Annotated in this window: 16 protein-coding genes; 15 read left to right on the forward strand and 1 reads right to left on the reverse strand. The window is 37.6% G+C overall.

What is annotated here, in order from left to right; all coding sequences use genetic code 11:
* The first annotated feature begins 9 nt into the window (after positions 1–9).
* The 13 genes from pstC to BTR25_RS03865 all read left to right on the forward strand — a co-directional run bounded on the left by pstC (position 10) and on the right by BTR25_RS03865 (position 10,791).
* Positions 10–975, forward strand: a complete 966-nt coding sequence (pstC, locus tag BTR25_RS03805; protein WP_075686485.1) for a phosphate ABC transporter permease subunit PstC — start codon at positions 10–12, stop codon at positions 973–975.
* Positions 975–1,853 carry a phosphate ABC transporter permease PstA gene (gene pstA, locus BTR25_RS03810; protein ID WP_075686283.1) on the forward strand — a complete coding sequence of 293 codons (879 nt, stop codon included), beginning with the start codon at positions 975–977 and terminating at the stop codon, positions 1,851–1,853. Before pstC ends, pstA begins: the two co-directional genes overlap by 1 nt.
* Positions 1,854–1,876: 23 nt before the next feature.
* Complete coding sequence (pstB, locus tag BTR25_RS03815) at positions 1,877–2,677, forward strand: phosphate ABC transporter ATP-binding protein PstB (RefSeq protein ID WP_075686285.1); 801 nt, start codon at positions 1,877–1,879, stop codon at positions 2,675–2,677.
* Between the two features lie 12 nt (positions 2,678–2,689).
* Entirely contained in the window at positions 2,690–3,349 is a 660-nt protein-coding gene (phoU, locus tag BTR25_RS03820) for a phosphate signaling complex protein PhoU (protein ID WP_075686287.1), read from the forward strand.
* A 282-nt stretch (positions 3,350–3,631) separates the two neighbouring features.
* Positions 3,632–4,297 (forward strand): DUF4912 domain-containing protein, encoded by a 666-nt coding sequence (locus BTR25_RS03825; RefSeq protein WP_075686288.1) that lies wholly within the window; start codon positions 3,632–3,634, stop codon positions 4,295–4,297.
* Positions 4,290–5,564, forward strand: a complete 1,275-nt coding sequence (locus BTR25_RS03830; RefSeq protein ID WP_075686290.1) for a glycosyltransferase family 4 protein — start codon at positions 4,290–4,292, stop codon at positions 5,562–5,564. The genes BTR25_RS03825 and BTR25_RS03830 overlap by 8 nt, the downstream gene beginning before the upstream one ends.
* Before the next feature lie 11 nt (positions 5,565–5,575).
* Positions 5,576–6,199 carry a hypothetical protein gene (locus BTR25_RS03835; RefSeq protein WP_139311162.1) on the forward strand — a complete coding sequence of 208 codons (624 nt, stop codon included), beginning with the start codon at positions 5,576–5,578 and terminating at the stop codon, positions 6,197–6,199.
* Between the two features lie 74 nt (positions 6,200–6,273).
* Positions 6,274–6,423 carry a 50S ribosomal protein L33 gene (gene rpmG / locus BTR25_RS03840; RefSeq protein WP_015594975.1) on the forward strand — a complete coding sequence of 50 codons (150 nt, stop codon included), beginning with the start codon at positions 6,274–6,276 and terminating at the stop codon, positions 6,421–6,423.
* 59 nt (positions 6,424–6,482) lie between these two features.
* On the forward strand, positions 6,483–7,049 hold the full coding sequence (locus BTR25_RS03845) for a 5-formyltetrahydrofolate cyclo-ligase (protein ID WP_075686294.1): 567 nt from the start codon (positions 6,483–6,485) through the stop codon (positions 7,047–7,049).
* Complete coding sequence (locus BTR25_RS03850; protein ID WP_075686296.1) at positions 7,046–7,834, forward strand: DUF92 domain-containing protein; 789 nt, start codon at positions 7,046–7,048, stop codon at positions 7,832–7,834. Before BTR25_RS03845 ends, BTR25_RS03850 begins: the two co-directional genes overlap by 4 nt.
* A gap of 17 nt (positions 7,835–7,851) precedes the next feature.
* Positions 7,852–8,805 carry an L-lactate dehydrogenase gene (locus BTR25_RS03855; protein ID WP_139311163.1) on the forward strand — a complete coding sequence of 318 codons (954 nt, stop codon included), beginning with the start codon at positions 7,852–7,854 and terminating at the stop codon, positions 8,803–8,805.
* Positions 8,806–8,908: 103 nt separating this feature from the next.
* Complete coding sequence (locus BTR25_RS03860) at positions 8,909–9,133, forward strand: hypothetical protein (RefSeq protein ID WP_075686300.1); 225 nt, start codon at positions 8,909–8,911, stop codon at positions 9,131–9,133.
* 95 nt (positions 9,134–9,228) lie between these two features.
* Entirely contained in the window at positions 9,229–10,791 is a 1,563-nt protein-coding gene (locus BTR25_RS03865; protein WP_075686302.1) for a rhomboid family protein, read from the forward strand.
* On the opposite strand, the gene BTR25_RS03870 is transcribed toward BTR25_RS03865, so the two are convergent.
* The gene (locus BTR25_RS03870; RefSeq protein WP_075686304.1) at positions 10,754–11,623 is read right to left on the reverse strand and encodes a hypothetical protein; all 870 of its coding nucleotides are present in this window, start codon (positions 11,621–11,623) and stop codon (positions 10,754–10,756) included. The two genes, BTR25_RS03865 and BTR25_RS03870, sit on opposite strands and share 38 nt — an antisense overlap.
* Before the next feature lie 186 nt (positions 11,624–11,809).
* Between BTR25_RS03870 and BTR25_RS03875 the strand changes: the two genes are divergently transcribed.
* Both BTR25_RS03875 and BTR25_RS03880 read left to right on the forward strand, forming a co-directional pair.
* Positions 11,810–12,022 (forward strand): YqgQ family protein, encoded by a 213-nt coding sequence (locus tag BTR25_RS03875; protein ID WP_075686306.1) that lies wholly within the window; start codon positions 11,810–11,812, stop codon positions 12,020–12,022.
* Positions 12,023–12,026: 4 nt separating this feature from the next.
* A complete protein-coding gene (locus BTR25_RS03880; protein WP_075686308.1) occupies positions 12,027–12,992 on the forward strand; it encodes an ROK family glucokinase in 966 nt (321 codons plus the stop codon).
* The last annotated feature ends 21 nt before the right edge of the window (positions 12,993–13,013 follow it).

The following is a 13,013-nucleotide window of genomic DNA, read 5'->3' on the forward strand; positions in this document are numbered from 1 at the left end:
TGCTTTGTGATGAAAGGGGTCTTCATTTTGGATACTCAAAAAAGTAATTCCTTCTCTGTTCAGAAATTAATCCAGGAGAAGAAGAAAAAGAAAAATACAGCTGGAATGATAGAAAAGATTATGCCGTATATTTTGTTTCTCGCTGCTGCTGTTTCAGTATTAACAACAATTGGTATTATTTTTACTCTTATTTTTGAAACCTTTCTATTCTTTGATGCTGTTTCGGTTAAAGAATTTTTTACAGCAAAGAAATGGTATCCCTTCTCTGAAACCCAGGGATCTTTTGGAATTCTTCCCTTAATATCAGGGACCTTAAAGGTAACGTTAATCGCAACAATCGTGGCAGTTCCGATTGGACTGACTTCAGCCATATTTTTGAGTGAGTATGCATCTGACCGTACACGCAGAATTATTAAACCGATATTAGAAGTATTAGCTGGAATTCCAACAATTGTCTATGGATTTTTTGCTCTAACCTTCGTTACACCCTTATTACGTGAATTCATTCCATCACTAGAAATTTTTAATGCTCTAAGTCCTGGTATTGTAATTGGAATTATGATTACACCAATGATTACTTCTCTTTCTGAGGATGCAATGTCTGCAGTTCCAAATTCAATGCGAGAAGGAGCACTTGCTCTAGGGTCGACTAAATTTGAAGTAGCCATTAAAGTTGTATTGCCGGCTGCCATTTCAGGAATTGTTGCTTCCATTGTCTTGGCTATTTCTCGTGCAATTGGTGAAACAATGATTGTTGCTGTTGCGGGAGGTTCAACACCGAACCTGGATTGGGATGTGACAAGCTCGATCCAAACAATGACAGCGTATATTGTTCAAGTCAGCCAAGGGGACGCAGGTTATGGAACGACAATTTACTATAGTATTTATGCAGTTGGGATGACATTATTTGTGTTTACTTTAGTCATGAACTTATTTGCGCAATACATCACCCGGCGTTTTAGGGAGGAATATTAATGAAGTTTATTAATCATCAGTCGGTTGTAAACCATATGAAATCTAGATTAGTTGTAAACCTCCTGTCAAAATATATTTTCTTTGTTGCAACTATGTTTGGATTGCTCGTTTTAGGAGTGTTATTATATCGGATATTTACTCAAGGATTAGGCTATTTAGATTTTCAATTTTTGCAAAGTTTACCTTCTCGTAAACCGGAACAGGCAGGTGTTTATGCTGCGCTGATCGGGACAGTTTGGTTAATGGCTGTTGTTGCGCCTGTGTCATTATTACTGGGTGTTGGTACAGCTATATACCTAGAAGAATATGCAAAACCAAATCGTTTGACCGATTTTATAAAAGTTAATATATCGAATCTTGCAGGTGTCCCATCTATTGTATTCGGATTATTAGGTTTAACCGTATTTGTTCGAGCATTGGCACTAGGGACAAGTGTACTTGCCGCGGGATTAACCATGAGTTTACTAGTGTTACCTGTTATCATAGTTGCATCTCAAGAGGCGATTCGTGCGGTGCCAAAGGAATTAAGAGAGGCCTCTTATGGTATGGGGGCAACCAAGTGGCAAACCATTGTACGTATTGTATTACCTGCTTCCATACCAGGTATTTTAACAGGTGGAATCTTGGCTTTATCCCGGGCTATTGGAGAGACAGCTCCATTGGTTGTCCTAGGTCTGCCTTTGTTTCTTGCGTTTTTACCAAATTCATTATTGGATATGATGACCGTTTTACCCATGCAAATATACAATTGGACAGGTCGTCCGCAAGCAGAGTTTCATGCCTTAGCGGCAGCAGGAATCATTGTATTACTAGTTTTATTAATTTTCATGAATTCAATCGCTGTGTTAATTCGAAATAAGTTTCAGAAGAGATACTAAATTGCTAGAAGGAGGCAACAAATATGAATGCAGCAGCAGCCACTCCAAAAATAGCGGGATCATTTGAAAAACAAATAGTTTATAAAACAAATAATTTAGACCTATGGTATGGAGAACATCAGGCCCTAAAAAATATTAATCTTGATATTGCTGAAAATGAAGTGACGGCAATCATTGGTCCTTCAGGTTGTGGAAAATCCACGTATATTAAGACATTAAATAGAATGATTGAATTAGTACCAGGAGTAAGGACGTCTGGAAAAATTATCTATCGAGATAGAAATATACTTGAAAAGTCTTACCAAGTTGAAGAATTGAGAACCAAGGTAGGGATGGTATTTCAAAAGCCAAATCCATTCCCGAAGTCAATCTATGAGAATGTTGCATATGGTCCAAAGATTCATGGGATCCGAGACAAAAAAGTTCTCGACCAAATTGTAGAGAAAAGCCTTAGAGGTGCAGCAATCTGGGATGAAGTAAAGGACCGTCTTAACCAAAACGCATATGGGTTATCTGGCGGACAGCAACAACGCCTTTGTATAGCCCGTTGTCTAGCAATAGAACCGGATGTTATTTTAATGGATGAGCCGACCTCTGCGTTAGACCCGATTTCAACCTTAAAAGTGGAAGAGCTTGTACAGGAATTAAAAAATGATTTTAGTATTATCATTGTTACCCATAATATGCAGCAGGCAGCACGTATTTCCAATAAAACAGCTTTCTTTTTGAACGGTGAAGTGATCGAATTCTCTGATACGAACAAAATTTTTTCCACTCCTTTGGATAAAAGAACGGAAGACTATATTACAGGAAGATTCGGCTAAGGGGCGATAACTATGAGTACAAGAACCAATTTCGATCAAAATTTAGCACAATTAAAAGAAATGCTGTTGGAAATGGAAGGGAAAGCAGAGCAGGCAATTAAAGATTCACTAAGTACACTTATTAATCAAGATCTCGAAAAAGCGGAGCAAGTCATCGATGCTGATAATGAAATCGATACTTTAAATGTAAAAATTAATAATAAGGCATTACTATTAATCGCTACAGAATCACCTGTTGCGAAGGACCTTAGAACGATAAACGTGGCCTTAAAGGTTTCCTCAGAAATTGAGCGTATGGCAGATATGGCAGTCAATATTGCAAAGGCTACTTTGCATATCGGTAAGGATCAGCATTTTAAAGAAATTATTGATATTCCTAAAATGATGGACCTAGCTTTAACGATGATGTCGGATTCTATTAAGGCATATATTGATGAAGATGTAATGCTCGCACAAAAATGCGCTGAAAAAGATGACAAGGTTGACGAAATGTTTGGAAAAATGATTCATGAATTGATTAGCATGGTACCAAATAATCCAGAGGCTACCAACCAAATTATTCAACTAGCTTTTGTATGCAGATTTATTGAAAGAATCGCTGACCATTCTACGAATATTGCGGAAAATGTATTATATCTTGTGACAGGGAAAAGCTATAACCTAAATGATTAAAAACCTCAACCAGAAAGATGAGCCCTTTTCTTAAGCGCTCATCTTTTTTTCTTGTCGAAAAACTGAAGAAGGCCCATGTCGATTTTTGAATATAATGGCTATCTATCCCTAAATTTAAAAAATTTCCCGACTATAGATGCGGTGTTAATAAGGATTAACAAGATACGACAAATTGCGTTTATTGTACAGTTATCATCATGATGATACGATTAAACTAATGAATATAGGAATATACAGGTACTTTTTGCATATATTGATAATTTGCAGATAGGAGGAACCGCGGTGATCGATCAAATTGTAAAACTAAGAGAGGTTGGTTTATCGTTTAGAAAAATCGCCTCAGAACTGAATACAACGGTAGGAAAAGTTCAATATCGCTGGAATAAATGGAACAATGAACTTGTCCAAGGATGTGTGGACAAGCAAGGAGCCTCGAATGAAGAAGATACAGAGCGCACCCTGATGGCAAATGATTTAAAGGGGGAAATGCAGGCTAAGCTGGTTTCCCCAAGAAAGGTCATTTTATTTTGGAAGATTTCAGAGATTCCCGAAAAAATTATTGGTGTATATTTCAACAGTAAGATGGATGAGCTTGTTCATATTGTTAGGATTTATGATGTAACCGATATTTTATTTACAGGCAGCAATGCTCATCATTACTATGAAATAGCTGTTCCATATAACAAGGGATACTGGTTTGTTAAGGGATTACCGGCAAACCGAAGCTATGTGGCAGAACTAGGCATGAAGGTCCAAAGGTCAGATTTTTTCCCGGTTTACCGATCTAATTCTTTTCAAACACCTGCAAATACCATTGCTAATGAAAATGGACTATATGATGACTTAATCCAATACCAGCAGCATGAGGACACCGCGCTAAAATGGATTGACCATGTCAGCACCTATACCTACTATGATGAATCTTCAGTGGAGCAGAACGATGAATAGACCTACAAATCAATTGGACCTGAAAGTAAATTCATCGGACAGGAAGTTAAATATACTGATCCTTAGCTGGGAGTACCCTCCGAATATAATTGGCGGACTTTCACGGCATGTCAATGGTTTATCAATCGCTCTGGCGGGGTTAGGTCATGAGGTACATGTTCTTACAGCAGGAAAAGGTGATTTACCCGACTTTGAGGTCTTGAATGGAGTTAACGTTTATCGGGTATTCCCATTAAACCAACATGACAATGATTTTCTAACCTGGATTGCCGGACTTAATTTGGCTATGGCTTTTAGGGCTGATGCTCTTTCTGTAACCATTAAGTTTGATATAATCCATGCACATGACTGGTTAGTTGGTTCCGCTGCGATTACGTTAAAAGATGTTTTAGCCCTTCCTTTACTATCGACGATACATGCCCATGAACAGGGCAGGCATAATGGAATTTATACTGAAATGCAGCAATTTATTCACCAAAAAGAACTTCAACTCGTTACAGAGTCAGATCAACTCATTGTCTGTAGTGATTATATGAGGGATGAGCTTAAAGGGATTTTCAAGATTGAAGAAAATAAAATAGCAGTAATCGCCAACGGGATAGACCTCAATCAGGCAGTTGTTACATTGAATCCAATTGAAATTTTCCCTATTTTAGAAAATCGCAAATATATTTTTTCTATGGGAAGGATTGTAAAGGAAAAGGGCTTTGAAACCGTTATTGAGGCTGCTAGGATTGCCAAAGAAACAAAGCAGGAATTGTTCTTTGTAATTGCCGGTAAAGGGCCAATGCTTGAAGCATACCGTCAGAGAATAGTGGAAGAGCATTTAGAATCCCATCTTTGTTTTATTGGCTTTGTAACGGATGAACAGAGGAATGCACTTTTAGAGAGCAGTGAATTAACTGTTTTTCCGAGCCTGTATGAACCGTTTGGAATTGTTGCTCTTGAATCGATGATTTTGGCGAAGCCAACAGTAGTATCTGAAACTGGAGGATTAAAAGGGATTATTAAACATTTGCAAACAGGAATGTGGATGGTTCCTGGTGATGCCACCAATATGATGGATAGTATTAACTATTTATTAACCTATCCTGAGAAGGCTAAGGAAATTGGCATTAAGGGGCGAGAAATAGCAAAGAGGTTATACAGCTGGAAGCGAATTGCTATTCAAACAACCCATGTGATAGAGGATACACTGCTCAATAAAAGAGCTCTAGATGTCTGTAAAGACGTGAGATTAATGGAAGAATCCTTAAAAAACTATTAAAGGGTGTAATTATGATGAAACTAGAAGATACGAAGTTAAATAATCACGTTCCTACACCCCCGTCATTAGTCAGTGGACTTCCGTTTACTCCAGGTCTGTGGGTAAATGGAAAATGTTATTGGCTGCAAAATTGTACGGAAAAGGTCCTTTATGAGGAAGAATTGATTGTAAAAGTAAAGCAGGAACAATCTCATTCCAAAATCACCTATTCGACTATTTACGTTAGTAATCATGGAAAGAGAACTAAAGATGTAAAACTATTAGCGATGTACTGCGCACCATCGGTAGGTAAAGAGCACTTTACTTTTGTATCTCCAACAGACAGTCTTATCTATCACATTAAGGAGGAAAATGTTTACCTACTGAACGCTTTATATAATGGGGAAGAAGTAAAGGAATATACGATCCAACCTTATTGGAATGTGTTTTCTGATCAAATATGGAGCAGTTTGAATACAGGCAGTTTAATGTATCAACCTATGTTAAAAGGGATGGCCGCAATCATCTTTGCATCGAAAATATCCCTAAAGCCACGTTCAATCGAAACTATCAATACATGGACAATCTCTGGGGGAAATAAAACAGAATTACTATCTTTAAATCAAGCTCTTCATCTTAATAAAAAAACATACTAGCATTTCCTTTTGAAAAGTGATATTATAGAAAAGTCGTATGAACGAACTTGCTTATCGTTTGGAGGGAAATTGACATGCGTGTTAATATTACGTTAGCTTGCACTGAGTGTGGAGATCGTAACTATATTTCAACAAAAAATAAACGTAACAACCCAGATCGTCTTGAGCTTAAAAAATATTGCCCAAGAGAAAAGCGCACAACAGCACATCGTGAAACAAAATAAGCAGTAGGGCTTCCTGCTGCTTTTTTTGTTGTCTAGAATAGTAAGGAGATTAGCTTAATATGACTAGTAAACAAACTGTTCGACAGCAAATTCAAACAGCACTTAACACACTCTCCAAGCCACTCTATGAACACTACTCATATAATATTGCCAAATTACTTTATAATGATGATGACTGGAAGTGTGCTAAGGTAATTGGGATCACAATCTCGAGACATCCAGAAGTCGATACATACCAAATTATTCGGAAAGCCTGGGAAATGGGTAAACAAGTGGTTACGGCTAAATGCCATCCACAAGAAAAGCAATTAACATTTCGCACTTTATGTGAATTCTCCCAGCTTGAGTCAGTTTTCTACGGGTTGTTTGAACCTATTGAAGAGGTAACTAGAGAAATCCAACCAGAATTCATTGACCTGCTAATTGTTCCAGGCTTAGGTTTTACAAGAGAAGGTTATCGGATTGGGTTTGGCGGTGGATACTATGACCGCTTGTTAACAAATTACAAGGGAAAGACAATTTCTCTTGCTTTTGATTCCCAAATTGTAACGAATCTCCCGATTGAAAAACATGATCAGCCTGTATCAAAAATCATTACAAATGATGAGGTTATCAAAATAAAATGATTGAAACATACATTGTAATAACAATAATTGTTTTAACCTGTTTTGGAGGTTATATGCTGCACTCGCTTAGTAATTCAGGGGCAATTGCTGCAGCCATTGTAGGACTTGCAGTTTATTTCGGATTCGGACTAGAGGGACTGTTTCTTCTCGGAGTATTTTTTGCAACTTCAAGCTTATGGTCTAAATATAAGAACGATGCTAAAGCAGAAGTAGAAGAAAAATTAGCAAAAGGTGCAAGAAGAGATTGGCGTCAGGTGTTTGCTAATGGAGGAGCCGCTGCCCTAATTAGCATTGTTTATATCTATAATCAGGATATCATGTGGTTAATTGGATTTAGTGTCTGCCTGGCTAGTGCAAATTCCGATACCTGGGCATCTGAAATTGGTTCATTAAGCAAAAGAAAACCTATTTTTATCCGTACTTTTCGAAGTGTTGACAAAGGAACGTCGGGTGCAATTAGCTTACTTGGAACAGTTGCAGCCCTCCTTGGGTCATTACTAATAGCAATGCTAAGTACTTGGATATTTCAATTTGACTGGATTCTCTTTTTCATCATTTTTGCCTTTGGTTTTATTGGGAATGTTATAGATACATTAATAGGTGCTTTTTATCAGCAGGTTTATATTTGCGAGCAATGTGGGATCGAAACAGAAAAAACACTCCATTGCCAGTTTCCAACAAGAAGAATAAAAGGACTTCCACTAGTGGATAATGATATGGTTAATTTCTTGTCGGGTTTACTGTCAGCAGTGGCTGCCATCTTGGTAATTGAACTTATAAAATGAGTCTTTAAGGAGGATGAATAATGGTTAAAGTTAATAGAGTTGCGCTTATTGGGACTGGATTTGTTGGGTCGAGTTATGCCTTTGCCCTTTTAAATCAAGGAATTACTGAGGAATTAGTGTTGATTGATTTAAATGAAGCAAAAGCAGAAGGAGATGCAATGGATCTAAACCATGGACTTCCATTTGCACCATCTAGAACTAAAATTTTTTACGGAAGCTATGAGGATTGCAGCAAAGCTGACCTTGTAGTAATTACTGCAGGTGCTAATCAAAAACCCGGAGAAACCCGTCTTGACCTTGTCGAGAAAAATACAAAGATTTTTAAAGGCATTGTTGATCAAATCATGGCAAGCGGCTTTAACGGTATATTCTTAGTAGCAACCAATCCAGTGGATATTTTAACACATGCGGTATGGAAGTTTTCAGGTTTACCTAGGGAACGTGTAATTGGGTCAGGTACGATTTTAGATACCGCTCGGTTCCGCTTTTTGCTTGGGCAATACTTTGATGTAGACACTAGAAACGTTCATGCCTATATCATTGGAGAGCATGGAGATACAGAGCTTCCCGTTTGGAGCCATGCTGATATTGCCGGAACCAAAGTTTGGGATTGGATGAAGAACCATGAAAAAGGCAGTCAAGAGGATTTGGATAAATTATTCATAAATGTCCGTGATGCTGCCTACCATATTATTGAGCGTAAAGGTGCAACGTATTATGGAATTGCAATGGGACTTGTTAGATTAACCAAAGCGATTTTACGGGATGAGAATTCTGTTTTAACGGTATCCTGTTACCTAAATGGAGAGTATGGACACAAAGATGTCTATATTGGAGTACCAGCGATTGTTAATCGCAATGGTGTTAGAGAAGTAGTTGAACTAGACTTAAACGATGAAGAAAAAGAAAAGTTCGCAAACTCTGTTAATGTTTTAAAGAAAACGCTAAATCCAGTCCTAAGCAAATACTAAAAAACGAGCGGAATGAAATCTTATTTTAGGTTTCATTCCTTTTACTTTGAAAATGGGATAAAAAACATCATCTTATCACAATATATGGGTAGGAGGGATGAAAATGTCTAGGATGTTAACATCCATTTTCATGATAGGATCATTAGGCTATTTTGGATTCCGCTACAGGTATCGAATCATTAATCTGCTTCTGCGTTCAGGCTGGCTAAGACGGGTAACGGTTGGATCCATTATGAGTTTTCCAGGAGTAAAAAGAAAAATGATGGAATCGGTATTTGGTAGAACAGCAACTGATAGACCATCAATTGAAGGACCATCTGACTGGTGAAAGCCGCAGATGGTCTTTTGGTTTATTTTTTGTTTATAATAAAATAGGATGCTTTTAAATTCATTCAGATGTTCAAATAGAAAGTAGGGTTAACCATGAACTACAGAGAGGATTATGTTTTTTGGAGGTTGGCAACTTTTTTTATAACCGATCAAGGCTACCGTATTGTCCAGTTATTTGAAAATGGGAAAGAACTATGGCTGGAAAAGTTAGAAAACAAGAAGGCACCAATCATTCGCTTGGTAAGAGTTGATTTGGACTGGAGCAATGCGATGCAAAGGGACATTGAATTTTCTGCTATCAATGGTGAAAGGATACGCAAACAAGTAGGCCGCAGTGAACTCATTATACATAATATCTATATCAGTCAATACCCTCCGGTTGATGATTATGAAGATCGGCTTAGGGAGCCATATGTCCATCCCAATGGAAACAAAACAACGGTTAACTCGGTCCTGCTAACAAGTGGTGAATATGAAGCCGGGTTAAGACGGATGTCACAATTAATGGACAGTGACATAACCTTTCAGATAGAAAATGAGTATCCGGAGCAGGCGGTTGAGTCCGAGAAGCGATTAGCATTGGAACATGCAGCGAAGAAAGCTAAAACGGAAAAAGAAATTTTTACAAATGGAAAGCCTTTCTTTACTTATGTATTTATTGTGATACAAGTAGTCATGTTTCTATTATTAGAAACCCAAGGTGGCAGTACAAATACATCCACACTTATTAAATTCGGAGCCAAATTCAATCCTTATATCTATGAAGGGGAGTGGTGGAGATTCCTTGTGCCGATCTTTCTTCACATTGGTTTTTTTCACCTAGCAATGAATACAATGGCTTTATATTTTTTAGGGACCGCAGTAGAAAGGATTTTTGGAAACGTTCGTTTTTTATTCATTTATCTTTTTGCGGGAGTAATTGGATTTATCGCAAGCTTTATTTTTAGTTCAAATGTCTCAGCGGGGGCGAGTGGAGCGATATTTGGCTGCTTTGGAGCACTTCTTTACTTTTGTCTAATTTATCCAAAACTCTTCTTTCGAACAATGGGACCAAGTGTCATTATGGTTTTAATATTTAATTTGATTTTTGGTTTTTCTATCTCAAGTATTGATAATGCAGGTCATTTGGGAGGACTTGCGGGTGGTTTTCTCGCAGCAGGTGTGACCCATTTCCCAAAAAAGAAAAAGCTCATATTGCAAATGATTTTCTTAGCTTTTACAGCTATTCTTATATGGAGTTCATTATCTTACGGATTTAGTACGACTGCAAGAGGAAAGGATGAAAGTTCTTCCTTGTTGCTCGCACAGGAATATATTCGTGAAGAAGATTATGTACAAGCATATGAAACGTTGAAAGAGGTAGTAGACAATACCAATAAACCAACTGCACAGATGTATTTTGTATTGTCATTTACTGAAATCAAGCTAAACAAGTATAATGATGCTAAGGTACACCTCGAAAAGGCAGTACAATTAGACCCGAATCTTTCTGAAGCTTACTATAATCTTGCTCTTATTTTCTTAGAAGGAAATAATTTAGAACAGGCAAAGATAAATGCAGAGCAGGCATCAAAACTGAATCCAGATAAAAAGGAATACTCAAACTTAGTTAATGAGATTAATCAGTATCAGAAATCAGCTGGCGGAGGAGAATAGGCTCTCCCTTTGCGGTTTCAGTCAAAGCCAATAGATGTGATTTATCATTGCTAACAAGAATAAGCGGAATGGTACTGCCAATCGGACTTTCAATCGTGCCATCCGCCTTTTTTATCCCTAAGAGGTAATTCTTATATAACCCCTCCCATAGGTTTCCTACCACTCTTGCTGTTTCTGATTTCGAAAACCCAGATAAAGATTCTTTAGATCTTCGGTTAAATTCACTTAGCGGAAATGCTTGATAATTGTCAAGCTTGATTGAATAGTGGCCGACTCCTTTATTCCAGCTTAGCTGCAGCATTCTTTCTGTCTGTTCATCTAGTTTTTGCTTCCACTCCTTTTCATCTAGGCTTTCAGGTGTAATAAATGACTTCGCTTCAGAATTTAATAGGATGATATATAATTGGTGTTCTGACATTGTTTGGGAACTAAATATAAGTTCTTTTTTTTCATGAAGCTCTGCATGGTGAAAGGTAACTGCTTGTAGAAGTGCACTACCTTTCATGCTTATTTGTTTTTCTTGGATAATGGTATCTGAATTCTGTTTCCAGTCATGAAACTCGGAAACTAGCCGACCATTTGAATATAATAGTGAGGCATCTTGTCTCAAATATGCTTTTCGATCCAATGTTGATGAAGCTTTCCAATTAAGAGTTTGGGCGGGTGTTTCTATCAATTCTAGGTTGGTCTCTGCTTTTTTGTAGGTTACTTTAGGATCTATCGGAAAGAAGGTTATGCTTTCCTGCACCTTAGGAGGCATCATATACTGCTGCACGGATACAGCTAGAAAAAAAATTATAAATAATCCAAAAATCATATATAGCTTTTTCAAATCTACCCCATCCTTTATCCTTAATAGCCAATGATATGGCTGTCCTAATAAAAGGTATATGGAAAATTAAAAAAGAAATGCCAATAATGTGGACTTTAAAAAAACCATCATGATTCTCTTGAGAGAGATATTAGGTTAAGGTATACTTTGGAAGTACATATTGAATTTAATAGTTGAGGGATCATAATGAAAACGATTTACGATATTCAACAATACTTAAAGCAATACGGGACAATCATTTACATCGGTGATCGGGTTAGTGACCTTGAACTTATGGAAGCCGAAATAAAAGAGCTTTATCAATCCCAGCTAATGGAACAGAGAGATTATTCTACTGCGTTGTTAATCTTGCGCCAAGAAATACAATTCCAAAAAGAAAAAGATCAAAAGAATAGGTGATAATATGTCTAAGCAATTAATTGCTGGTGTGGATCTTGGTGGGACAACCACGAAACTAGCTTTTGTAAACACAAAGGGTGAAATATTTCACAAATGGGAGATCATCACAGATAATTCAAATGAAGGTCAAAATATCACAAAAAACATAGCAACCGCTATTGAGCAAAAAATGGCAGAGCTGGCGATTTCAAAGGACACTTTGATTGGAATAGGAATGGGGGCACCTGGACCGGTAGATTATGAAAAAGGTGTTATTCTAAATGTAGTAAATCTCGGTTGGAAAGACAATTTTCCATTAAAGGAGAGCCTTGAAGAATTGACGGGACTACCCGCTTTGATAGAAAATGATGCGAATTGTGCCGCATTGGGTGAAATGTGGAATGGTGCAGGGCATGGAGCAAAGGACATTGTTTGTGTAACACTTGGGACAGGAGTTGGCGGCGGTGTTATTGCTAATGGCAATATCGTTCAGGGTAAGAACGGAGCAGCGGGTGAAATTGGGCATATTACTGCTGTGCCGCTTGGGGGTTCTCCATGTAATTGTGGGAAAAACGGCTGTCTAGAGACCGTTGCTTCAGCAACAGGAATTGTCCGGCTTGCATTAGCCGAGCTATCTAAAGGGGAATTTAAAGGTCAACTGGCAGAGGTTTATGGGAAAGATCAACAAATCACGGCTAAAGATGTATTTGATGCTGCGAAAGCTGGTGACGAACTAGCTATTAAAGTAGTTGATGAAGTCTCCTTCCATTTAGGGCTATCATTAGCAAATATCGCTAATACATTAAGTCCTGAGAAAATTGTAATCGGCGGCGGAGTCTCGAAAGCTGGAGATGTTTTATTAGATCGAGTTAAAAGCAATTTTAAAAAATTTGTGTTCCCAGCGATTAAAGACTCAACAGAGATTACACTAGCTACTTTAGGAAATGATGCAGGTGTTATTGGAGCTGCATGGTTAATTGCAAATAAATAAAAACTGCTAAAACTATTTTTA

The sequence above is a fragment of the Bacillus sp. MRMR6 genome (assembly GCF_001940785.1).
Taxonomy (GTDB): domain Bacteria; phylum Bacillota; class Bacilli; order Bacillales; family Cytobacillaceae; genus Neobacillus.

What these genes read in the sequence shown, in the direction of transcription:
- BTR25_RS03875 (WP_075686306.1), top strand. Translation starts at nt 11,810, where the DNA reads ATGAAAACGATTTACGATATTCAACAATACTTAAAGCAATACGGGACA.
- BTR25_RS03830 (WP_075686290.1), top strand. Translation starts at nt 4,290, where the DNA reads ATGAATAGACCTACAAATCAATTGGACCTGAAAGTAAATTCATCGGAC.
- BTR25_RS03845 (WP_075686294.1), top strand. Translation starts at nt 6,483, where the DNA reads ATGACTAGTAAACAAACTGTTCGACAGCAAATTCAAACAGCACTTAAC.
- phoU (WP_075686287.1), top strand. Translation starts at nt 2,690, where the DNA reads ATGAGTACAAGAACCAATTTCGATCAAAATTTAGCACAATTAAAAGAA.
- BTR25_RS03850 (WP_075686296.1), top strand. Translation starts at nt 7,046, where the DNA reads ATGATTGAAACATACATTGTAATAACAATAATTGTTTTAACCTGTTTT.
- rpmG (WP_015594975.1), top strand. Translation starts at nt 6,274, where the DNA reads ATGCGTGTTAATATTACGTTAGCTTGCACTGAGTGTGGAGATCGTAAC.
- pstA (WP_075686283.1), top strand. Translation starts at nt 975, where the DNA reads ATGAAGTTTATTAATCATCAGTCGGTTGTAAACCATATGAAATCTAGA.
- pstC (WP_075686485.1), top strand. Translation starts at nt 10, where the DNA reads ATGAAAGGGGTCTTCATTTTGGATACTCAAAAAAGTAATTCCTTCTCT.
- BTR25_RS03835 (WP_139311162.1), top strand. Translation starts at nt 5,576, where the DNA reads ATGATGAAACTAGAAGATACGAAGTTAAATAATCACGTTCCTACACCC.
- BTR25_RS03860 (WP_075686300.1), top strand. Translation starts at nt 8,909, where the DNA reads ATGTCTAGGATGTTAACATCCATTTTCATGATAGGATCATTAGGCTAT.
- BTR25_RS03865 (WP_075686302.1), top strand. Translation starts at nt 9,229, where the DNA reads ATGAACTACAGAGAGGATTATGTTTTTTGGAGGTTGGCAACTTTTTTT.
- pstB (WP_075686285.1), top strand. Translation starts at nt 1,877, where the DNA reads ATGAATGCAGCAGCAGCCACTCCAAAAATAGCGGGATCATTTGAAAAA.
- BTR25_RS03880 (WP_075686308.1), top strand. Translation starts at nt 12,027, where the DNA reads ATGTCTAAGCAATTAATTGCTGGTGTGGATCTTGGTGGGACAACCACG.